The sequence below is a fragment of the Paenibacillus sp. W2I17 genome (assembly GCF_030815985.1).
In the GTDB taxonomy this organism is placed as follows: Bacteria; Bacillota; Bacilli; order Paenibacillales; family Paenibacillaceae; genus Paenibacillus.
In genome coordinates this window covers 6,071,879-6,094,980 of record NZ_JAUSXM010000001.1, presented here as the reverse complement: position 1 = coordinate 6,094,980, position 23,102 = coordinate 6,071,879, and the positions used below count along the sequence as shown (strand labels likewise).

24 protein-coding genes, 1 pseudogene and 1 other annotated feature are annotated in these 23,102 nt (G+C 47.2%); all 25 genes and pseudogenes read right to left on the bottom strand.

The genetic code is table 11. The features are described from left to right. Positions 1-149: 149 nt before the first annotated feature. Positions 150-1,034 (bottom strand): branched-chain-amino-acid transaminase, encoded by an 885-nt coding sequence (ilvE, locus tag QF041_RS27250; RefSeq protein ID WP_017692630.1) that lies wholly within the window; start codon positions 1,032-1,034, stop codon positions 150-152. A 148-nt stretch (positions 1,035-1,182) separates the two neighbouring features. Then, positions 1,183-2,055: a prephenate dehydratase gene (pheA, locus tag QF041_RS27245; RefSeq protein ID WP_307416346.1), complete on the bottom strand. Its 873-nt coding sequence runs from the start codon at positions 2,053-2,055 to the stop codon at positions 1,183-1,185. Continuing rightward, positions 2,052-3,020 carry a homoserine kinase gene (thrB, locus tag QF041_RS27240; RefSeq protein ID WP_307416345.1) on the bottom strand — a complete coding sequence of 323 codons (969 nt, stop codon included), beginning with the start codon at positions 3,018-3,020 and terminating at the stop codon, positions 2,052-2,054. Before thrB ends, pheA begins: the two co-directional genes overlap by 4 nt. Continuing rightward, a complete protein-coding gene (gene thrC / locus QF041_RS27235; protein WP_036605915.1) occupies positions 3,017-4,087 on the bottom strand; it encodes a threonine synthase in 1,071 nt (356 codons plus the stop codon). Before thrC ends, thrB begins: the two co-directional genes overlap by 4 nt. A gap of 113 nt (positions 4,088-4,200) precedes the next feature. Beyond that, positions 4,201-5,487, bottom strand: coding sequence for a homoserine dehydrogenase (locus tag QF041_RS27230; protein WP_017692626.1), 1,287 nt, complete (start codon positions 5,485-5,487; stop codon positions 4,201-4,203). A gap of 58 nt (positions 5,488-5,545) precedes the next feature. Then, positions 5,546-5,983 (bottom strand): ACT domain-containing protein, encoded by a 438-nt coding sequence (locus QF041_RS27225; protein WP_017692625.1) that lies wholly within the window; start codon positions 5,981-5,983, stop codon positions 5,546-5,548. 229 nt (positions 5,984-6,212) lie between these two features. Continuing rightward, entirely contained in the window at positions 6,213-7,523 is a 1,311-nt protein-coding gene (obgE, locus tag QF041_RS27220; protein ID WP_076216952.1) for a GTPase ObgE, read from the bottom strand. A 17-nt stretch (positions 7,524-7,540) separates the two neighbouring features. Further along, the gene (locus tag QF041_RS27215) at positions 7,541-8,338 is read right to left on the bottom strand and encodes a Spo0B domain-containing protein (protein ID WP_235193928.1); all 798 of its coding nucleotides are present in this window, start codon (positions 8,336-8,338) and stop codon (positions 7,541-7,543) included. A 90-nt stretch (positions 8,339-8,428) separates the two neighbouring features. Then, entirely contained in the window at positions 8,429-8,740 is a 312-nt protein-coding gene (gene rpmA, locus QF041_RS27210; protein WP_017692622.1) for a 50S ribosomal protein L27, read from the bottom strand. A gap of 23 nt (positions 8,741-8,763) precedes the next feature. Further along, positions 8,764-9,093 carry a ribosomal-processing cysteine protease Prp gene (locus QF041_RS27205; protein ID WP_036605912.1) on the bottom strand — a complete coding sequence of 110 codons (330 nt, stop codon included), beginning with the start codon at positions 9,091-9,093 and terminating at the stop codon, positions 8,764-8,766. Positions 9,094-9,107: 14 nt separating this feature from the next. Next, a complete protein-coding gene (gene rplU / locus QF041_RS27200; protein WP_017692620.1) occupies positions 9,108-9,419 on the bottom strand; it encodes a 50S ribosomal protein L21 in 312 nt (103 codons plus the stop codon). 14 nt (positions 9,420-9,433) lie between these two features. Continuing rightward, positions 9,434-9,518 (bottom strand) — a sequence feature (ribosomal protein L21 leader region). Between the two features lie 56 nt (positions 9,519-9,574). Beyond that, positions 9,575-10,825: an Rne/Rng family ribonuclease gene (locus QF041_RS27195; RefSeq protein ID WP_307416344.1), complete on the bottom strand. Its 1,251-nt coding sequence runs from the start codon at positions 10,823-10,825 to the stop codon at positions 9,575-9,577. Positions 10,826-10,931: 106 nt separating this feature from the next. Beyond that, a complete protein-coding gene (locus tag QF041_RS27190; protein ID WP_307416343.1) occupies positions 10,932-11,792 on the bottom strand; it encodes a M50 family metallopeptidase in 861 nt (286 codons plus the stop codon). Beyond that, positions 11,785-12,633, bottom strand: a complete 849-nt coding sequence (locus QF041_RS27185; protein ID WP_307416342.1) for a M23 family metallopeptidase — start codon at positions 12,631-12,633, stop codon at positions 11,785-11,787. Before QF041_RS27185 ends, QF041_RS27190 begins: the two co-directional genes overlap by 8 nt. Before the next feature lie 148 nt (positions 12,634-12,781). Further along, positions 12,782-13,576 carry a septum site-determining protein MinD gene (minD, locus tag QF041_RS27180; RefSeq protein WP_053783092.1) on the bottom strand — a complete coding sequence of 265 codons (795 nt, stop codon included), beginning with the start codon at positions 13,574-13,576 and terminating at the stop codon, positions 12,782-12,784. Positions 13,577-13,579: 3 nt separating this feature from the next. After that, positions 13,580-14,242, bottom strand: coding sequence for a septum site-determining protein MinC (gene minC, locus QF041_RS27175; protein ID WP_307416341.1), 663 nt, complete (start codon positions 14,240-14,242; stop codon positions 13,580-13,582). 74 nt (positions 14,243-14,316) lie between these two features. Continuing rightward, a complete protein-coding gene (mreD, locus tag QF041_RS27170) occupies positions 14,317-14,850 on the bottom strand; it encodes a rod shape-determining protein MreD (protein WP_036605906.1) in 534 nt (177 codons plus the stop codon). Further along, the gene (mreC, locus tag QF041_RS27165) at positions 14,850-15,722 is read right to left on the bottom strand and encodes a rod shape-determining protein MreC (protein ID WP_307416340.1); all 873 of its coding nucleotides are present in this window, start codon (positions 15,720-15,722) and stop codon (positions 14,850-14,852) included. Before mreC ends, mreD begins: the two co-directional genes overlap by 1 nt. A gap of 185 nt (positions 15,723-15,907) precedes the next feature. After that, on the bottom strand, positions 15,908-16,942 hold the full coding sequence (locus QF041_RS27160) for a rod shape-determining protein (RefSeq protein WP_017692612.1): 1,035 nt from the start codon (positions 16,940-16,942) through the stop codon (positions 15,908-15,910). A 183-nt stretch (positions 16,943-17,125) separates the two neighbouring features. Beyond that, positions 17,126-17,815 (bottom strand): RadC family protein, encoded by a 690-nt coding sequence (gene radC, locus QF041_RS27155; protein WP_076216949.1) that lies wholly within the window; start codon positions 17,813-17,815, stop codon positions 17,126-17,128. Between the two features lie 37 nt (positions 17,816-17,852). Next, a complete protein-coding gene (locus tag QF041_RS27150; protein ID WP_373461366.1) occupies positions 17,853-18,464 on the bottom strand; it encodes a Maf family protein in 612 nt (203 codons plus the stop codon). 94 nt (positions 18,465-18,558) lie between these two features. Further along, positions 18,559-18,801, bottom strand: coding sequence for a DUF4321 domain-containing protein (locus QF041_RS27145; RefSeq protein ID WP_047841183.1), 243 nt, complete (start codon positions 18,799-18,801; stop codon positions 18,559-18,561). A gap of 145 nt (positions 18,802-18,946) precedes the next feature. Next, entirely contained in the window at positions 18,947-20,176 is a 1,230-nt protein-coding gene (locus QF041_RS27140) for an SPOR domain-containing protein (RefSeq protein WP_307416338.1), read from the bottom strand. A gap of 116 nt (positions 20,177-20,292) precedes the next feature. Next, on the bottom strand, positions 20,293-21,612 hold the full coding sequence (gene murC / locus QF041_RS27135; protein WP_307417063.1) for a UDP-N-acetylmuramate--L-alanine ligase: 1,320 nt from the start codon (positions 21,610-21,612) through the stop codon (positions 20,293-20,295). Between the two features lie 56 nt (positions 21,613-21,668). After that, positions 21,669-23,046 (bottom strand): annotated as a pseudogene (locus tag QF041_RS27130) (bifunctional folylpolyglutamate synthase/dihydrofolate synthase). Positions 23,047-23,102 lie beyond the last annotated feature (56 nt).

Genomic DNA, 23,102 nt, shown 5'->3' with positions numbered 1-23,102 from the left:
ATACCGTTACTACATCCTATGCAGAAACCGGGCTAATGACATCAACTAAACAAAAAAAATCCTCCTGTCTCTAAAATCCCCACACACCAGGTATGCAGAATTTTATCGGACAAGGAGGATTCCTGTTCCCTATGCTATGCAATTCTAACTTAAGATTCCCACACTTTATATCCATCTTTGTCAACAATCTGACGGAATGCTTCCAGCAGTCGCAGCGTTACCGGACCTGCTACTCCCGTGCCAATTGTTCTTCCATCGACTTCATATGCAGCGATAACTTCTGCAGCTGTCCCGGTGAAAAAGACTTCGTCTGCGATATACACATCATGCAGGGTGAATGGCACTTCTTTTAATTCAAGCTCCAGTTCGCCACATAGATCGATAATCGCTTGACGTGTAATCCCTTCAAGTGCTCCGAGATAACAAGGCGGCGTGTACACTACACCATTTTTGATGATGAAGATGTTATCACTTGAACCCTCAGTAACGTAACCTTGGGAGTTCAGCATAATTGCTTCACCAGCACCTGAATAGTTAGACTGGATTTTAACCAGGATGTTATTCAGATAGTTTAACGATTTAATTTTCGGATTCAATGCGTCCGGAATGTTCCGGCGTTGGGATACAGAAACGGCTTTCAAGCCAGTAAGATACGCTTCCTCCGGATAGATCGCCAATTGCTCCACGATGATGATTACGGATGCCTTAGGGCAACGTAACGGGTCCAACCCCAGATTACCAGGGCCACGCGATACAATAAGACGAATATAACCATTACGCATATCATTGCGGCGTACCGTTTCAGCCATGACTTCCAGCATCTCATCAATGGACAGCGGAATGTTCAAACTAATGGATTTTGCCGAATCATACAAACGATCCAAGTGGGCCTTACATCTGAAAATATTTCCGTTATAGATCCGAATACCTTCGAAAATTCCGTCTCCATACAAAAATCCATGGTCATATACCGAAACGGTTGCGTTCTCCTTGGTCACATACTGACCATCCAAATAGATCCATTGTTCTGCCACCGATGACTGCACCTCCATAAAATATCCATTCCCTGTACTCCGAAACGTTATTAACCCGTCCATTGTACACCAAATGACAAGCCATTACTCGCTCATTCTACCCCGACTTATGACAACCTTCTAACATTCCCAAACACCATCAGGTCAATTATCTCGAAGGATATGTATAACAAGGATAGCTACCCAGAACGCGCACCTGACAATTCAATGCTTCAATCTCTGCCATGGCTGCGGTAAGCAATACCGAATCGACCGTTTCCACAACATCAATGTAAAAATAGTAACTGCCCAATCGTTTCTTCGTTGGACGAGATTCGAGACGGGTCAAGTTCAGCTTCCGCCATGCAAAAGCTGATAATACCTGATGCAACGCACCCGGTGCATCTTCTGGCAATGTCACCAGCAAGCTGGTTTTTACATGATCCGGTTCACGTGGAATGTTCACAGGTTCATGGCCGATGAGCACAAAACGGGTATAGTTGTTGTCATGATCTGTAACCCGCTCAGCCATAATGTCCAAGCCATGCTTCTGAGCAGCAAGCTTGGTACCAATCGCCACCCAGCCCTTACCCGGATTTTTTTTCACAATTTCTACAGCTTCGGCTGTACTGTTCACACCTTCAAGGTCCGCCCCGGGTGAATGCATCCGAATAAAATTCTGACACTGCGGAATAGCCACAGGGTGAGACATAATCTTGGTGATTCTACCAAAGTCATACTCGCCACTCTCTGTCTTAAATTCCGAGCCATGTCCAATAACATTCTGGATGGATGGGTATACCCACTCTGCTTGCATCGGAATGTCCACTTCATTCACAAGCCAGTCCATATGAAGACTAACAGAGCCTTCAATGGTATTTTCAATCGGAATGACACTGTATTGCGCAATCCCGCTATCCGTTGCTCGAAAAACATCCGAAATCAGCTTGGAATGAAGCAAATCTAATGGTTCCCCGTTGAAAAGGAAATCAATTGCCTCATGAGAGACTGAGCCTTCAGGTAATACTGCAATTCGTTTCATGCATTAACTTCCCCTTTGATTCTGTCCAGAAAAGGACGTTCGTCTTGATCAGGCAGCACGGTTACACCGTCCAAATCCGGATCGAGCCACAGTGCAGAAGCAGATATGCCCTCCCGCTCCATGGTGTCCAGCAAATATTGTTCCAATCCCGCTTTCCGGGTGTCATGACGATCTACTAAAGTCAATACGGTCGGTCCAGCTCCGCTCAGGGCAGCTCCCAACGCTCCATGATCGACGGCATGTTCCAATATCTCAGCCATGCCTGGCACCAATGATGCCCGATATGGTTGGTGAATTCGATCTGACATCGCCTTCTGAATCATATCCAGTCGTCCACTCGCCAAAGCGGCAACGAGCAGTGAGGATCTGCTAATGTTATGCACCACATCAGACATGCCAAATTGCTCTGGAATCACATTCCTTGCTTTTGAAGTAGACAACTGGAATTCAGGTACAATAACCAAAGTCTGCAGATCCTGGTGTGGTTCAATACGTATATGATCTACCTGTTGACCATTCCATGCAGCCGTAATAATACCGCCATACAGAGATGCCCCCACATTATCAGGATGCTTCTCGAGGGATGTGGCCATATCCAGAAGCTTCGCATCGGATAAAGGAGCACCAATTAATGCGTTCGCTGCTGCCAATGCACCAACGATGGCTGATGCACTGCTCCCGAGTCCCCGCGTAAGCGGAATATCGGAATACATGGAAATCTCCAATTCAGGGATGGATACCCCAGCTTCATTGAATACCATCTGTGCAACTTCGTAAATCAAATTCGATTTGTCTGTTGGCAGACCTGTCAAATGATTGCCGTGAAGATGAAATGACGTCTGCTCGGCAGGTTTCATTTCCAACCAGGCATACAAAGACAATGCCATTCCCAGGGTATCAAACCCCGGACCGAGATTGGCTGTGCTTGCAGGTATTTTTACAGTTACCTTTTCACGCAAACTCATACAGATTGCTGCTCCAGTTGTGCAATGGCCGCCATTACTGCTTCTTCCGTATCTTCAACAACAAGTGGCTCAGTCGCTACTGTTTTGATCGCAATATTAGGATCTTTCAGGCCATTACCTGTCAGTACACAAACTACAGTCTCTCCGCCTTTAAAGTACCCTTCACTCTTCAGTTTGTATACACCGGCAAGGGAAGCCGCAGAAGCAGGTTCAGCAAAAATCCCTTCCCGAGAAGCAAGTGTACGATACGCTGTCAGAATTTGTTCATCCGTTACATAGTTGATCTGTCCACCAGATTCCTCAGCTGCAGCTACTGCCGTTTTCCAGCTCGCCGGATTACCGATTCGAATTGCTGTTGCTACTGTTTCAGGTTCAAGGATCGGCTCACCTTTGACAATGGCCATCGCACCTTCTGCTTCGAAACCAACCATACGTGGAAGCGTGTTGGATTTACCAGCCTCTTTATATTCCTTAAAACCTTTCCAGTAAGCCGAGATATTCCCCGCATTACCGACTGGAATAGCCAGAACGTCAGGCGCTTCGCCAAGTTGTTCAATTACTTCAAACGCTGCTGTCTTCTGTCCTTCAATCCGGAACGGATTCACAGAGTTTACAAGCGTGATCGGATGTTTGGCTGTGATCTCACGCACAATCTCCAGTGCACGGTCAAAGTTACCATTGATCGCAATCACTTTGGCTCCATAGATCATGGCTTGGGCTAGTTTACCCAGTGCAATGTTGTTATTCGGAATCAGTACGATACAATTGAGGCCACCACGTGCGGCGTAGGCCGCTGCTGCTGCTGACGTATTACCTGTGGATGCACACATGATCGTACGACTGCCCTCTTCCATAGCTTTGGCAACAGCCATAACCATACCGCGGTCTTTGAAAGATCCCGTAGGGTTCAAACCTTCATACTTGAAATAAACATTCAAACCGAGTTCCTCAGACAGATTCTCTGCATGAATCAACGGTGTATTTCCTTCCTGAAGCGTAAGCAGGGGTGTATTTTCATTAACTGGAAGGTGCTCTCTGTACGTTTGCAAAAGTCCTTGATATCTCATTGTGGGTAAACTCCTTTATGTTTTAATAATCTGAAATGATGACCTGTTGAACTGGATATGATTAACTTGTGCGTTATAACTGAAATAATTGAGAGCGTATGGGATACGGACAATTATCCTTCGACCCGGTAGACACTCTTAATGCGGCGAATGACGCTGAGTGATTCAAAATGTTTTAACACTTTATCCATGCTTGCCTTACTTGCATTATGTGTAACGATAATGATCTCGGCATCCGGGTTGTGCTCATTCGGCTGTTGAACAACCGATGCCAGACTGACATCATATTCTGCGAAAATTTGTGTGATTTGAGCCAATACACCGGCTTTGTCGTCTACGTGTAGTAAAATAAAGTTTTTTGACACGATCTGCTCGTCGCTTTGTAGTCGCTTAATCTTATAAGGCACAATTGCTTTGAGACCGTTCACGCCAAGTTTAAGGTTTTTGGTAACCGCCACAATGTCAGCTACAACCGAAGTTGCCGTTGGGAGTTCTCCCGCACCCGCACCGTAGAACATCGTCTCCCCTACAGCTTCACCGTGTACATATACTGCGTTGAACACACCGTTGACTGAAGCAATCGGGTGATTCTGTCTAACCATTGTCGGCTGAACGCTGATCGTGATCTCATCGCCAATACGGTCCGCAATACCAAGTAACTTCATCTCATAGCCCAGTCTTTTGGCATACATAATGTCTTCACGAGTTACGGAGGATATTCCTTTAACGGTTACATCCTTCAGCTCCACATTGGTGCGGAAACCGAGTGTACTCAAGATCGCCATTTTGCGAGCTGCGTCAAGTCCCTCCACATCGGAAGTTGGATCGGATTCGGCGTATCCCAGAGCCTGTGCTTCAGCCAGTACTTCTTCATAGGATGCACCTTCCTGACTCATTTTGGTCAGAATAAAGTTCGTTGTTCCGTTCACAATCCCCATAATGCGGGTAATCCGATCAGAAGAGAAACCTTCAATCAGCGTACGAATGATCGGAATCCCTCCAGCAACACTCGCCTCATAGAACACGTCACATTGTTTTTCCTGTGCCTTCGCCAAAATCTCTGTACCATGTAGTGCCATGAGATCTTTGTTTGCTGTTACGATATGCTTCCCTCGTTCCAACGCTTCAAGAATATACTCCTTCGTCTGATCAATACCGCCCATGACTTCAACGATGACATCAATATCTGGATGACGAATGACTTCCCAAGGATCTTCCGTAAGCTTGGCACGGTCTACAGCAATAACACGTTCTTTCTCTGTATTTTTCACTGCGATCTTCTCGATGACAATCGGCGATCCAACCTGACTGCTCAGATCCTCTTGATTCCCTTCCACAATACGAACGACTCCCGTTCCGACAGTTCCCAGACCCAACAATCCGACTTTTACTGGTTTCACTAACGATCTACCCCCTAATGTCTATTCTTGTCTGTCAGTCCTGTATGTTAAAGCCTAATTACCCTTGGCCTACAATACGCGTACGTCTTACGCCAGGCATATCTTGCATTCGATCCAGCATTTCACCAATTTCGCCATGAAGATGTGTCGTTTCCACTGAAATGACAACATTGGCTCTTCCTTGAAGCGGGATACTCTGATTAATCGTAAGTACATTAGCTCCATAACCAGCTACATGTCCAAGCACACGAGACAAGATACCCGACTGATGCTCCAGATCAATGGAGATCGTTACAATTCTCTCGCGCTCAAGCTGGTTGATCAGATGAATTCCATCTTTGTACTTGTAAAAGGCACTCCGGCTTAATCCGACCTGTTCAACCGCCTCATGCACTGTTTTAACATCACCAGAAGCCAGTAGTTCTTTTACCTGCATGGTCTTCACCACTGCCTCTGGTAAAATATCTTCCCGTACTAAGTAATAGCGTTCGTTCACAGAACGTCCTCTCCTCAAAGACTCATGTATTCATATAGTGGACATTATATAGGATCTATGACAAAAGGGCAATACATGACACGCCTAATTTTTTGAAATACGTTCCTCACAGTATACAAGTTTATCCCTCTCCCATGTCAGGAAAAAACAAAAAAACGCAGAGTTGCGGGTCAACTTCCCACTTCTCTGCGTTCCTATATCGATCTGTCTCTCCACGGAAGACAGCTACTTAGTAGTAACTGCTGCCTTCCACGAATTCGAATTCAAAGTCTCCAATACGCACGATGGTGCCTTCTACAGCTCCACGCTTACGCAACTCAGCGTCCACACCCATATAACGCAGTGTACGTGCGAGTTTCAGTATAGCTTCATGTGAGTTCAATTGCATCCGTTTCATCATGCGGTCAATCTTGGCACTTTCGACAACGAACATTTCATTCTCACGCACAATTTTGAAACCATCGTCTTCTTTTTTGTCCAGACTGTATACTTTACGTTCAGATACATCTGCTACCTCTTCAACCACTCGCTCGTCTGGAACCTGATCCAGCAGATCAGCTGCACGATACAGAAGCTCTTGAATCCCTTTCCGGGTCAAGGATGAAATTGGCATCACTTCAATATCTGGTTGAACTTCACGAACTTGCTGTAAAAATTGCTCCAGGTTCGCTTCAGAGTCTGGCATATCCATCTTGTTAGCTGCTACAATTTGCGTTCTCTCGGCGAGAAGCGGATTGTACAACTTCAATTCGTCATTGATTTTCTGCCAGTCTTCAAAAGGATCGCGTCCTTCCGAACCCGACATATCTACGACATGAACAATAATACGAGTACGCTCGACATGACGCAGGAACTCATGTCCCAGTCCGACCCCTTCATGCGCACCTTCAATCAGTCCAGGCAAATCGGCCATGACGAAGCTTCGGCCTTCTCCTACACCCACTACACCCAGATTCGGTGTAATGGTTGTGAAATGGTATGCACCGATCTTTGGCTTGGCTGACGAAACGACAGAAAGCAATGTGGATTTCCCGACACTCGGGAAACCAACCAGACCAACATCTGCCATAACTTTCAGTTCGAGTACGATGTAACGCTCTTGTCCTTCTTCACCATTCTCGGCAAGTTCAGGTGCAGGATTGTTCGGTGTAGCAAATCGGATGTTACCCCGTCCGCCCCGACCACCACGAGCAATAACAACCTGTTGACCGTGACGTGTCATATCCGCCAGTACTTCTCCACTGTCTTCATCCAAGATGATAGTTCCTGGTGGAATGCGCACAATCATGTTCTCCGCGTTTGCACCATGCTGACTTTTGTTACGTCCCTTCTCACCACGTGGGGCCTTGAAGTGACGCTGATAACGGAAATCCATCAACGTCCGCAAACCTTCATCCACGCGGAAAATGATGTCAGCTCCTCTGCCTCCATCGCCCCCGGCAGGTCCGCCGTTTGGTACATACTTCTCACGACGGAACGAAATAATTCCGTCCCCTCCGTCACCGGCTTTTACATAAATCTTCGCTTTATCTACAAACATTGGTTAACCCCTTCTTCCTATATTCCACACGGCATTCTGAATTGTATAAACGTATCCTCAGACGGAAACTGCTCCGTTCTGACTTTTTTTCCTTTGAGTACGGCAGTAAGCTGCCGCAGTGTTTCCGGATCGGGTGTTTGATCCCCATCCAGTCGGACAACCACATCTCCATGATCCTGTCCGAAGTTTAAGGTCAGTTTGCGAACCTCTCCCCAAGAAGACCGGCCGCCGCCATATTGATAGGCCCTGATTGCATCAGCAATCGCCCCGGTAAGTGACTCGCCATCCTCGGGAGAGACCAGAGCACTAAGCTGCAACTCATCTTCTATTTCCACATGCAAGTCCAGCGCAATTCCACTGGCGCGAAAAGACTGAAGATAAAATACGAGGGAAGGAATACCTAATCTGGAGATTCGGCTTTCTTCTGTAACCCGCTCTTTTATTCTTTCCACACATTGCAAGGATTTATCAAGTTTGCCCAGCCGAAGATATCCATATAACACCTGAAGGTCGTTCATCCAGTCGTGTCGATGATGATTTAATGAAGCAATTGCTGTTTTTTCCATGGATTGTATGATGGCTCTGCGTTCCGCCTCCGCCTGTTTCTTCATCGCATTCACAGAAATGAGCAATACTGCGACGGACCACAATGCGCACACGACGCTTGAGATCATCGCCGGATACAACATAACGAAAACCAAAGGAATCAGAAGTGAACATGCCGCAATCCACGGCACTCTTTTCCAAGATTTCATGGCTTCTCCCCGTTCTACAAAACTCGGTTGGTCTACACCCACCGTAACCAAGTATAACATGTCTTTTCTGCCAGTTCATTATCGAATAACCGTTGAATACAAAAAACCTTCGGCAAAAATGCCGAAGGCTCCTTAGGCGGAATGCCGATATTACGCTTCTACTGCTGCTGCTACAGGAGCAACATTAACAGGATAGATGCTTACTTTTTTGCGATCGCGTCCCCAACGTTCGAATTTTACAACGCCGTCGATTTTCGCGAACAAAGTGTCATCTTTACCGATGCCAACGTTAGTTCCAGGGTGAATTTTCGTTCCGCGTTGGCGAACGAGAATGCTACCACCAGTTACAGTTTGACCATCAGCACGTTTAACACCCAGACGTTGAGCATTACTGTCACGTCCGTTCTTCGTGGAACCTACACCTTTTTTCGATGCGAATAACTGAAGATTTAATTTCAACATGATTGGTTGTCCTCCTTCTTTGCTTATTTGAATTGCTGTATTTTAATATACTTCCCGTATGACTCTGCAATATTAGAGAGCATAACCACCATGGATTCGAGTAACAATTGTACCTGGGACCAGGTTTCCCCTCTCTCTAACAAAGGTAAAGAACCGCTTAAAAAGCCATTCTTCATCTTGGCATCCATTTCGACACCGGTCAATGTTTCAATCGAGTTCACCGTACCCACTGTAACAGCGGATACCCCGGCACATACGATGTCTTCTCCCCGCTTGGCAAAATTAGCATGCCCTTCGATGGAAAAACGTTCGATGTTCCCGTCCTCATCACGAAAGATTTGAACGATAATCACTTATCGCACCTTCTTTACGCTTTGATTGTTTCGATAGTTACTTTAGTGTACGGTTGACGGTGACCTTGCTTCACATGGTAGTTCTTTTTAGGTTTGTATTTGTATACGATAACCTTTTGTCCTTTGCCATGTTTCTCCACTTTAGCCGTTACAGTAGCTCCGGAAATCAATGGTGTACCTGCTGTCAAACCTTGATCGTTAGATACAGCCAGGACACGGTCGAACGTTACGCTTTCGCCATCGTTCGCAGTTAATTTCTCGATGAACAGAACATCGCCCTCTTGGACTTTGTACTGTTTGCCGCCTGTTTCAATAATTGCGTACATTTGCCTTGCACCTCCTCATGTCTCAGACTCGCCCGTTCTCAGGTGACAGTGTCCTTGCGGAACTGTTCTTATACCAGGCCAGTGCGGTTACAGCATGTGCAAGACCATTAGGCTAAACACATACTTGAAGATTATATCACGCAATATATCAAAAATCAATGCAAAGGTGAAATATATCTTTTTCCCGTACCATGGCAGGAAGAACACGGCTCCACATAGGGCAGCGTACTTTCTTCCCGCACTTTCTTACGGGTAAGTTCGAGCAAGCCCAGTTTGGTCCAACCCATTACAAACGCTTTGGTCCGATCCTTCTTGAGCTCACCCTCCAAGGTTGCCGCGACTTCATGCCGATTCGAGTCTTCCTCCATATCAATGAAGTCGACAATAATCATGCCACCGATATCTCGTAGGCGCATTAGACGGGCAATCTCCACTGCTGCCTGTATGTTGGTCTCTGTCACGGTCTCTTCCAGACTGTCACCGCCAGCTCCCGTATATTTGCCTGTGTTCACATCCACTACCGTCAGAGCTTCGGTATGATCAATGACAATGTATCCGCCTCCGGGCAACCACACTTTCCGGGCAAAATCCTTATTCAACTGTTCCTGCACACCATAGGCAGCAAAGATGGATTCTGTTCCCCGATACACCTGTACTTTGGGTTGATGACCAGGACTAATCTCTTCCAGCAATGCTTTTACCTCACGGGCTTGTCCTTCACTATCAGTGATGACTTCGTCACTCCCTGGCGTATACACATCTCTGATGATTCGCTGTACCATGCTATGATCCCGATGCAAGAGGCTTGGTGAAGGCAAACTGTCCGCTTTTTCACGAATCAGATACCACTGTGCGCGTAATGTTTCCAAGTCCGACTTAATGGCTTCATGTTGCTCTTCTCCAGATACGGTCCGAATAATAAGTCCTTCTTCATCTCGCCTCAGTTGCTCCCCAAGTGCCTTAAGACGGGATCGGTCCCCTTCACGGGCAATTTTCTTGGATACGGCTACATAGTCAGCAACAGGCATGTAGACAAGCCAACGGCCCGGGAGTGAATAATGAGTCGTCACCCGGGCTCCTTTGCCTCCTACCGGTTCTTTCAGCACCTGAACAATGACTTCCTGACCCGGACGAAGCAACTCCGAGATGGAAGGCTTCACCTTGGGCTGTTTCTCCAGATGGGGATGCAACACATCGTCCACATAGAGAAAAGCATTCTTTTTCTGACCAATATCCACAAAAGCAGCTTGCATACCTGGTAACACATTCACGACCCGTCCCTTGAAAAAGGAACCCAGCAGTCCACGCTCGCGTGTACGCTCTGCCGTAAATTCCACAGCTTTGCCTTCTTCCAGAAGCGCCATTTGCATGAGGTTATGTTCATTATGTACTATCATTTGTTTCATGGCTTCACCTCTAGAAGACAATTCAATTCATCCACATCCATTTCAGTATCTTTTCAATTCTCATTGTACATGTATTAACCCATTTCAGAACAGGTTCACCAGAACACTACAATTTATCACCATTTTGTTGAAAATAGGAACCGATTATCCGTTGCTCAGGCAAGACGGCCATAATTCGCCCCTGTCTGTTCATCACGTATACCATATGATATCTTTCTCTCTTTAATAGACGCAAAATAGTGTCCAAAGGTTTCGCCGGAAATGAGATTATTGGCTGCGCCAAACTGCCAGTAGCCGCGTGACGAGCGAACGCGCCTTCCCGATTCATCAGAAAACGGATGAAGCGATAGGGCACATTTCGGTAATCCGTTACGTTGGAATAGAACAAAAAAAGGCCGATTAACAGAATGTTGAGCGGTAGGCCGTAGTCTCCAGTAAACCATCGGCTGATAGCATATAAAATAACCCCTACGCTACACAGAATGCTAATTCTGTAAGTCCACATTAATGTTGTATAGTAGGGTGCCCACAGACTGACAAGTGCCTGAACAATTTTACCTCCGTCCAGAGGAAGTACAGGCAGCAGATTAAATAGAGCAATGAGCAGGTTCCCCTGAATGATATAGTTGAGAAAAACCGGATCGCTCAGATTGCCATACTGCAACAGCAAAACTACACCAACCATCAGGATGTTTTGTAATGGACCAGCTAGAGCAATCATGATTTCCCGGTAGGCCGTGATCGTACCTCCATCTTCGATAACCGCTACTCCTCCAAAAGGAAGCATCTGGATCGACAAGACACGATAGCCCAGAAGTGCCGCCGCAGCAGCATGTCCACATTCATGAATGAATACGATGGCAAACAACGTAATAAGTTCAATAAAATGTCCAGTCAGAAGGGAGGCCATCATGATAATTACAAAAAACGGATGAAACGTAATACGGACTCCCCACACCCTAATCAAGGGCAACAACTTCCGCCGGGTCTACGTACTCCTCCCCCTCTTTGACTGCAAAATAGAGCGTGGCCGGTTGTTCACCACCCGTAGCCTTGAGACTCCCCACTGGATTCCCCGCTTCCACCCAATCATTCACGCTCACTTCACTTTCGTTCAGCCGACCGTATATTGCCGTCACATTGCCTGTATGCTGGATGACAACTGTGAATCCACTTGCTGCATCGCCGATAACCTCCATGACACGCCCAGCATCAGAACTTGCGACCTGTATAAGTTCTGCACCTGCGGCATCCGGAACGATCTCAATTCCCTTCATGCTCAGCGCGAATGGCTGAACCACTGTGCCTGAGATCGGTTTGCCCAGTAACTGCCTTACTTTCAATCCGTTCACGGCATCCGTCGTATGTCCAAGGACCGGAAGAAATGAAGGCGTTCCTCCAAAATGCCGTTCATACCAAGCCGCTGCTGAGGCAAAATCCATATCCCGATGGAGTGCATCCGCAATTACTGTTTTGGGTGATGTCGTCCACGATGTATCCAACTGAAACAGACCCCATACTCCGCCAAATATCAAAGCGCTAATGACCATCCGTTTGAGAAGTGACTTGAACAGGTTGAATCTCGAATGCCCCCCTGGAACGAAATGACCATTCTCTTTTTTCCACAACCATTCCGGATCTCTTTCCTGTATCCCCTCACTAGGCGTAAATGGTTTTGTGTGTATGATCTCATTCTTGTCCAACAGTGAACCTAATTTCTGCTCCTGTAAGACCTCCACAGTGGCACCATCCATCAGTCGCCGGATGCGTTCTTCTCGTCTCTGCTTGATTCTGAGTTTCGTGTTCATGGAATGTCCTCCCGCCGAGGCTTGTTTACTACATCCTATGAAGAGGCGCATGATAATATGAACAAGCCTGCCAGCAGGTAACAAAAAAAGCCGGGCTATGAGCCACGGCTGTCATGTAATTGCTTTATGAATAAGTTCGTTTAACGAGTTAACCCATTCCGAAGAACTTTTTGAAACGAGTAAAAGCGCCCTTTTTCTGCTCCAGCTGCATCAATGGGACCGTATCTCCCAGAATGCGTCGTGCGATATTTCGATAGGCAATCGCCGCAAGTGAATCCGGATTCATGACCGTAGGTTCTCCTGAATTGGCAGCTTTGATGACCAGTTCATCATCAGGCACGATGCCAATCAGGTCAATATTAAGTACTTGTAAAATACCATCGATATCTAACATGTCACCCGATTTAACCATATTATTGCGAATTCGATTCACCACCAGCTTTGGTGATTGAATGTGTGAACTCTCCAGCAGGCCGATGACACGATCCGCATCACGCACTGCAGCATTTTCCGGTGTAGTGACCACGATGGCCTGATCTGCTCCTGCTACCGCATTTTTGAAACCCTGCTCTATGCCGGCTGGGCAATCAATAATGACGTATTCAAAATCTTTTTTCAATTCAAGGATAATATCCTTGACCTGTTCTGGCGATACTGAGTTTTTGTCTCTCGTCTGCGCAGCAGGCAACATGTATAATTCTTCGAAACGCTTGTCTTTGACCAAAGCCTGATTCAGACGGCAGCGGCCGTCTGCAACGTCGCACAGATCGTAAATAATACGGTTTTCGAGTCCCATCACGACATCCAAATTACGAAGGCCGATATCGGTATCTACCAGACAAACCTTTTTGCCGAGCAACGCCAGCGCTGTCCCGATGTTTGCCGAGGTGGTTGTTTTACCCACGCCGCCTTTACCCGAAGTGATCACGATCGCCTCTCCCATGAGCTACACTCCTTTAAACACATTAAAATCTCGGCGTAACCGAACGATATTGCTCATTTTGTCTATCTGCATCTGATTGTCCTGTAAGTAAGCAAATTCCATTCCGGTCTCTCGGCTCTCCCATTCATCGGGAGGACGACTGATGATATCCGCAATCCGTAGCTGCGTCGGTGCAAATACCGAAGCGGCAATGATCGCTTCCTCGTCCCCGCCAATTCCGGCATGAGCCATACCTCTGAGTGAACCCAACACATATATATCTCCGGTACACGTCACTGTGCCCCCCGGATTGATATCCCCAAGAAACAGGAGATTTCCTTCATGATGAAGCACCTGACCTGAACGCACCATACCACACATGGTTACAATCGGCGGCGGTCCTTTAACCTCCGGTTGGAGTGCAGGTGAGTCGATGGATCGAATAAGCAGATTCCCTTTTTGCTTCAATATATCGAGGATTGATTCTTTCTGGTCCTCTGTCACTTCGCGGGCACCCAACTTGATATCCACATGAACAATCGGTCCGGTCAAAATATTTTGATGGCTGTGTTCCAGCTTATAGCGGAGCTCATAGAGCAATTCCTCGAATTCACATTGATCGTCCAACAGGAAAACCAGGCCGTCTCGGATGCCTTTAATCGTTACGTGATTCGATTTTACCGTCATAAGCCTGTCCCTCCCATCTCATTACATTTCGTGCCCGGGGCCCCAAGTTCCTGCTTTGCGCTCCATAAATGTATTTAGGAAGCTTCTTCTGTCTTGCTCCGTCTCTTGCCGATCCGCTCCAGTTGTTTCCGAAGCGGGACATAAATGATCAAGGCAAACACAAAATGAATGAACAAATTAGGAATCATGTATTCAATCAACGCCCAGTCAAAGGTCACGTGGTTAAGTTGGAAGAGCTTGTACAGGAAAAATAGCATGGTGTCATTAAGCAGACTTCCCAAGATGACAACCGATACCATAACCGGCAGTGGTGCACGCGGTGCTTGAAAAATGAGTCCCATCATATATGCCGATAATCCCATTGAGAATCCATAAGGTCCAATCATCTCGCCGTAGAATACAACGTCATGCAATAGTCCAAAAAATATACCGAGTACTAGTGCCGTGTGTCGATGATGATATACAGCGATAAACAAAATTACGATATAGACCAGATTGGCAGAAATACGCATCTGCCAGCCAGAAGGGATGAGCAGCGGCAAAATTGTGCCTTCCGCAATGAACAAAACGAATAGTAACAGGAACAAAACTTGCTTGCGCGTTACCATTATTCTTTTACCTCAGGCGGGATAATGACAATCAGTTCTTTCCAATCAAGGAAGCTTGCGTATGGTTTGATAATCGCAGTCCGCGTTAAACCGTACTCCCCAACTTCAACCTTTTCCACTTCACCAATCCGCATATACTTGGGAAAGTTATTGATGATCCCCGAAGAGATGATCTCATCATCCTTTTTGATGTTTGAATCCTCCGAGATTTTGGTCATCTTGAGCATGCCCGTCTTCGGATCGTAGCTCTCAATCATACCAAACACTTTCTCCTTACCTACTGCCGTTGCTGCAATGGCATTGGATGTCGGATCATTGGCGTCCATGGACGTTAACAGATTAACCGTTGATGTATATGAGCTGACATGACTGATCACGCCGACCAGCCCTTCCTGGGAGGTAACGGCCATCCCCGGCTTGATTCCCGCATTTTCACCGATATCAATGTTAATGGTTCTGCTATTTGGATCCGAATTAGCACTGATAACCTGAGCAATTCGTGAACCGTAATTATAGCGATTCTTCTGTTCTTCTGTGAAATTGAGCGCTTTCTGAAGTTGCTCATTCACTTGCTCCATATCATTGTACTTCAGCCGATCCCGGGTATAGTGACCCATCGCGATGCGAAGCTCTTCATTCTCATCATATACCGTACGCATGTTCGCTACATCTTTGAAAAAGCCCGCTACATAGGAAGCGGGCTTGTAAAATACGTATTGTACAAATCCAACTGAATCCTTCAGGAATTTCTCCGGCCAGGATAGAGTGGTTCGCGGACTGAGCGTAAAGCCCATTAACGCGATAAATGTAACAAGGCCCACCAGCAAAACAAAAAGTCTTTTGTTGCCTAGCAGTTTAAACAGTTCGAACACCCTCTAACATCCATATTCTCTTCCGAGCCATGCCCGGCGGGGAGACTGTCAGACCTGTAGTCCCTGCGAGAATATCAGCCGATCCTCCCCTGTTAAGCGGGTAATAGCTCATCCCCGGGGTTAACCGGGTCCTCTATAAAGATATCTTGCCACTTGGTCGCTATGCCAAGTTAGGCAAATACCAATTAACGTTTGGAACGAACTGCCGAACTGCTTCTGCTTTTGAACAAATGAATATTCTCTAGCGCTTTACCTGTTCCGATTGCTACACAATCCAGCGGGTTCTCAGCCACAATGACAGGCATTCCTGTCTCACCAGCGAGAAGCTTGTCCAGGTTGCGAAGCAAAGCCCCACCACCTGTAAGAACGATACCCCGATCCATGATATCGGCAGCAAGTTCAGGCGGGCATTTTTCCAGTGTTACTTTTACCGCTTCAACAATTGCATTCACGGTATCAGCCAGCGCTTCACTGATCTCGTCCGAAGTAATCGTAATTGTCTTCGGCAGACCTGTTACAAGGTCACGTCCACGAATTTCCATCGTTTCTACTTGTTCCAATGGCATAGCTGATCCGATGTCCATCTTCAATTGCTCCGATGTACGCTCACCGATCATCAGATTGTATTGGCGTTTGATGTACTGGATAACGGATTCATCCATCTCGTCACCTGCTACACGAACCGAACGGCTCGTTACAATACCACCAAGAGAGATAACAGCCACTTCCGTTGTACCGCCCCCGATATCTACAACCATACTACCCGTTGGTTCCCATACAGGCAGATCTGCACCGATTGCAGCAGCAAAAGGCTCTTCAATCGTATAGGCTTCACGTGCTCCAGCCTGTTTGGTTGCATCTTCAACCGCACGTTGTTCTACTGCCGTGATCCCGGATGGTACACATACCATCACGTTTGGATGACGCTGGAACATGGAGCGTTGTTTTTGCGCCTCACGGATGAAATATTTGATCATCGTTGCTGTTGTATCAAAATCGGCAATAACGCCATCTTTCATTGGACGAATGGCACGAATGTTACCTGGTGTACGTCCAATCATTTTTTTGGCGGCTTCACCTACTGCCTCGATGCTATTTGTATCTGTCCGTATAGCGACAACCGAAGGTTCTCGCACCACAATTCCTTTTCCTCGTACATAAACCAACGTATTTGCTGTCCCCAAGTCAATACCCAAATCTTTCGTAAAACCACCAAACATAACATAATCTCCTTTTCTGCCTCATATAGCCGCTCCATTCTGATCCAGAGCGTAATAATTTCATTCCCACGCAACACGTGGAGCTAATATTCGCATTTGTTTTTTTTCATTTGTAAAGTGAACCTATCTTTTACGGACAACGCCGTTAACATTCATAGGAAAACATCAACGCCAACCATTATATTATACTAAGCCCTTCTCCTTCAAACTTACGTACGTTCCATCTCCGATAATAATATGATCAAGCACGTCAATGCCAACAATAGCGCCTGCTTCAATCAGTCTCTTGGTTATTTGGATATCCTCCGGACTGGGCGTAGGATCACCACTCGGATGGTTGTGTGCGCACACAATCGATGCGCTGCTGCATTTGATGGCAGCCCGGAACACTTCACGTGGATGTACAATCGAAGCGTTAAGGCTGCCCATGGAGAGTGTTTCCTGGGCAATAATATGATTTTTGCTATTCAGAAAGAGACACACAAAATGTTCTTTTTGCAAGTAACGCAATTGTTCGATCAGGATATCAGCTGCATCACGGGGTGTACGAATTGAAGTCGACTGTGTGAGTCTGCTCTTGGCAATCCGATGACCCAGCTCAATGCCAGCTTTCAATTGCACAGCCTTGGCATTGCCGATCCCTTTCATCGCGGTCAGTTCTTCCAGACTCAAATCCATCAACGAGCGAATGCCACCCGCTTCGGCCAGAATCCGCTGTGCCATATGCACCGCGGATTCCTGTCTTGTGCCTGTTCGAAGTAAAATTGCCAGCAATTCAGCATGGCTTAGGGCGCCCGCCCCGTATTCCATCATGCGTTCTCTCGGGCGTTCTTCCTGGGGGATGTCGCGCATCATGTATTGAGGCGACTCCATATGTTCCCTCTTTTCATTTCACAACATTTGGCTTCATTCATGTTCGTGGCAACACATGTACGCCGAACCCGTCCAACATATCACTTAGCAAGGATAGCGGCAAGCCAACCACATTAAAATAACATCCTTCAATGCGGTCGATCAGTGAAGCACCAATGCCCTGAATGGCATATGATCCTGCCTTGTCTAAAGGCTCACCTGTCTGCACATAAGCACGGATGGTCGCATCCGACAGCTCTTTCATCGTTACATCGGTCTGGCGATAATGAACTAACGACTGTCCATTGCCCGCATCAATACAAGCGACACCCGTAAACACCCGATGTACGCGGCCCTGCAGCCGGGATAACATACGTTCAGCATCCGCTTCGTCTACAGGTTTGCCTAGAATCTCACCATCCAGAACAACAACGGTGTCACTACCAACAATAATGGCTTCCTGCTCGCGGCCTTCAAGCCCGCGATACACGGCAAGCGCCTTGCGCAAAGCAAGCTCCTGTACCGTCTGTTCAGGTGTCCACTCTGGTGGTGTATCTTCATTGGCATGACTTGGTATTACATCAAACGCTAGGTGGAGTGATGCGATCAGTTCTTTGCGCCGAGGCGAAGTGGAGGCCAGAATAATAGGGCGCTGTTGTGTGTTATCCAAAATGAACGGCTCCTTATGCCACGGCAACATCCTGTCCGGATCACGATAATAGATGTCACTGGTTTAATTTTTTTCGTCATAACTCGTCATTCTCCTACAGTCTGCGATACAGCCACACAGCGGCAATCATACCGATCAGACTCAGAAGGCTCATTTGAAATTGAAGTGAAATATCATAACTGATAATATCCAGATCAGCCTGCGGCGACCAACGTATGGTCGTGGCTTTCGTAAGAAAGGCTACTGCCTTTACAGGCTGCAGTGCCTTGGCGATCCACGCTCCGGCCATCCAGCCAAGCAGCAGAAACAGCAATAACATGCCGAAGTTTTTTTTCATCGGTAATCTTCCCTCGCCATTTTTTGACACCCACATTATTATACGGGGTTTTGTACGTCAATACAAACACAAATCCGGCAAGGGGAACTATTTCCAGTTCCTTGCCGGATGGGTATTTCCAAGCGTTGTTATGGGAAAGAGCATGTTACTGCTTTATCGCTTCGAGCCATTTTTTCTGCTGCAGTACATATTCCATCAGATCGGACTGCACGGACCACATGTGCACATCATCCGGGTTTTTGTTGTACTCCGCGATAGCCGTAATTGCACTGTTCATTGATTTCTCCATTCCACCAATAATAGGTTGTACATCTGCGGTCAGGCCAGGTGTAAGACTATTCAATCCCGTCAGCCATGACTCGTGCTTATTCTGAATTGCGGTCATCGTTTCCGTAGAGACTGCTGCCGGAGCAGACTGTCCCAGCTGCTGAATGGACAAGGTAGATAATTGTTCAACCAGCGCAGAACTGTTTGTGAAGAAAAGCTGCACATCCTCTTGCTTGCCACCGAATATAGCCGGATTGACCTCAGGGTTCACGATCTCCTTGACGTACAGTTCAACTCCCTGGGCTTTTAACCTGGAGCTAAGTAGCTTGGCCTCTTCACGATCAGCCGAAATGCCTGCATATACTCGATTGCCATCTTCAGGATCAGAACCTGCGGCTATACCTGCCTGAGCCAGCTCAAGCTTGGCCTGCTCAGCTCGTTCTGGAGAACTGAACACGCCGTATTGAAGTGCATAATACGTGCTGCCAGTCGCCGCTGTCTGAACCTGCTGTTCTGTACCTGCAGCCCCCTCCTGACCCGTCACAGTGGAAACTGCCTGATTGACGGGAAGAAGGTCGCCTGGCTTGACGGCTCCTTCTTTATTGAAAAATGAAAGAATAACCATGCCGAAAAGCGCTCCGGTAACAAGTGCCCCAGTGACAGAACCAATCATTTTCCATCCCCTTGGAGGGCGATTGCGTTTATAGGAATAGTTCTCCGAATCTGCAAGCCAGTCGTGGCCTTGATCATCATGGGTATTGGACAGATCACGACGCTCTTCCTCCGGATTATCGGTGTGATTAACATAACCGTAAGCGGTACGGTTCCCAAAATAATGGGCCTCATCCAAGTTCAAGTTCGAATCATGGCTCACCCGCTCGTCAGGTTCAGGTACAGTAGAGCTTGTCAGCACCGTCTCTCCCCAGTCTCCGGGGATATCCTCAGGCGTCCATGATGGGGTTGTATCCATCTGCTTAGGCGTTAGCGGTTGATTATGCGGTAATTCTTCACTTAACGTCACCAATGGACTGGACGCGGATATCCTCTTGTTTTCAGGCTTGTCCGACTCATGATCCCCGAAGCGAAACGTCATTCTAGCATTGCTCACCCGTACCCTCTCCTTTGTCCCATTTATATAAGCTATATGCAGAGACTGGGGAATACATTCCATATAACGCAAAAAACGCCTGCTTCGTATCGAAGACAGGCGATTTCTCAATTGATCTATTTCAAACCTTTGGCAAGTGTATCGCCGACTTTCCAAATATCACCTGCACCCATCGTAATCACAAGATCTCCTGGCTGCAGACGATGCTGCAGATCAGCGACAACTTCTTCTTTTGTAGGGAGGTAACGTGCAGAAGCATTACTGTTTTGAACGATCAGTTCAACCAGTCTGGCTGAGGTTACCCCTTCGATCTGTTTTTCGCCCGCAGGAGAATAGATATCCGTAATAAGCACCTCATCCGCTTCCGCGAAAGCACGACTGAACGCATCCAGCAGGAAGAACGTACGCGTATAACGCTGTGGCTGGAATACCGCAATAATACGTTTGCCCGTTGCTTTGGCGGCACTAATGGTAGCTTCAATCTCAGTCGGGTGATGAGCATAATCATCGATGATCAGCATATCACGCGCCTCGCCCAATACCTGGAATCTGCGTTTGGCTCCGTGGAACTGGATGATAGCTGCCACAATCTTCTCAAATGGGATACCTGCTTCCAGACAGGTAATCACAGTAGCCATCGCATTATAAACGTTATGCTTACCCGGCACTGATAATTCCACCATGCCCATAGCAGCACCCTGATGATTCATCGTAAAGGAGATACGGCGATCGCCCAATACAATATCCGTTGCCGTATAATCTGCAGCACGATCAATACCATAGGTTGTAATCCGTGACTTGAGTTCTGGCAAAATCGCTTGAACATTCTCGTCGTCAGAACACACAATCGCTGTTCCTTCCGGACGAATCTGGCTCAAGAACTGCACATAAGCCTTTTTGAGCTCCTCAAAATCACTGTTGTAATTCTCCAGATGATCTGCCTCAATATTGGTTACAATACCGAGCCATGGATGGTACTGCAAAAATGAACCATCGCTCTCGTCCGCCTCAGCGACTACCCAGTCTCCCTGGCCTGCCTTGGCGTTGGTGCCCACATTCATGATTTCTCCGCCAATGATATATGTCGGGTCCGTATCACATTTATCCATAACAAGTGCAATCATGGATGAGGTGGTAGTTTTACCGTGAGCTCCCGCCACAGCCACACCTTTACGTTCATTCAACAAACGTGCAAGCATCTGGGAACGATGCAGAATCGGAATGTTCAGCTCTGCAGCTGCTACCCGTTCCACATTATCAGCAGGCGCTGCCGTAGAGTAGACAACAAGATCTGCTCCAGTGACGTGCTCTGCTGTATGTCCGATATATATTTTCGCTCCCTTGGCTGCCAACTTCTCGGTCAACTCCTGTGAAGCGACATCCGATCCGGTAACGGTGTATCCCATTTCCAACATAACTCTTGCGATGGCACTCATGCCATATCCGCCAATCCCTATAAAATGAACGTGTTCCGATGTATTTAACAAAACTTTCACCAACCTTTTTCAGAATCGGTTTGATGCAAAAGGGCTGCCCGCACATCCGCAATCAGGTACAGTGTGCCGGAGACCACCCCCAGATCTTCCGCTTCCGTCCGTGACTTCAATAGATCAAGTGCCTTTGCCCATTCGGGCTCGACGATGATTTCCAGTTCCTTCTTCGCAATGGCGGGACGTACCCGTTCGACAATCTGCAGCAATTCGGCTGCATCCATTTTGCGTCGGAAATCTGGCTCGGTCAGGATCAGCGTATCCACTAGTGGCAGTATATGCTGCAAATACGCTTCGTGATGCTTATTTGCCAACATACCCATCATCAAAATTAACTTGTTGTGCGGATAGACATCCATAATGCTCTTGGCCAGTGACTCTGCACCTTCCGGATTATGTGCTCCATCAAGCACAATTCGGGGTTCATCGACGACTTTTTCGAATCTTCCTGCCCAGAAAGCATTCTCCAGTCCAAGTGCAATATCGTTGTCATCCAGCATAAATGCCATGTATTGTCTAAGCAATTCAAGCACCATAAGTGCGGCCGCTGCATTGTCACATTGATGTGAGCCCTGCATGCGTATGCGAACGTCCAGATCACGAAACGGGCCTGTAAAATGAAAAGATTGTCCGTTCTCATTGCTGTCCAGTCTATGATAAGAGAATTGATCTCCAGCCAAATACACGCTTGATTGAAGCTGCTGTGCTTTCTCCTGAATCACCTTCACAGCTTCGGGTTGAGTCGCGCAAGTCACAACGGGTACTCCCGGCTTGATAATACCTGCCTTTTCTCCAGCAATCTGCTCAATCGTATCTCCAAGCACATCCGTATGATCCATACCAATGTTGGTGATGACGGACACAACAGGTGCGACAATATTCGTTACGTCCATCCTTCCTCCCTAGCCCCGTCTCCCATACCACAACGTCAGGGTAACACTCCTCTGCATAGTACAGAAGCGCGAGAGCCGTGGACACCTCAAACATCGTGGGTGATCCAAGCGGAGTGGAGGCCATTTCCACGACCAGTGGATGCAATCGGTTCGAGAGCTTCAGCAGGATTTCTTCAGGAATATCCTCACCGTTGTATTGAAAACGGTTTGTAAACTTGGTGATATAAGGCGACGTAAAGGTACCCACATCATATCCAGCCTGAAGAAGCACTGACGTCAAAAAAGCGCAAGTCGAACCTTTGCCGTTCGTTCCCGCGACATGAATAAATTTGAGACGTTGGTGTGGGTTGCCTAACATGGACATCAGACTCTCGATTCGTTCCAATCCAGGTCGGATGCCAAAAGGAATAAGGCCATTGATCCAGTCCACGGCCTCGTTATACGTAAGTAAAGGAGCTGCTGCATCTGTCCCGTCTAATTCCGTCATCTAATTCACCTTCGGTCCCGAGTTTGAGTGAAAAAAGCGGCCGGATGGCATAATGG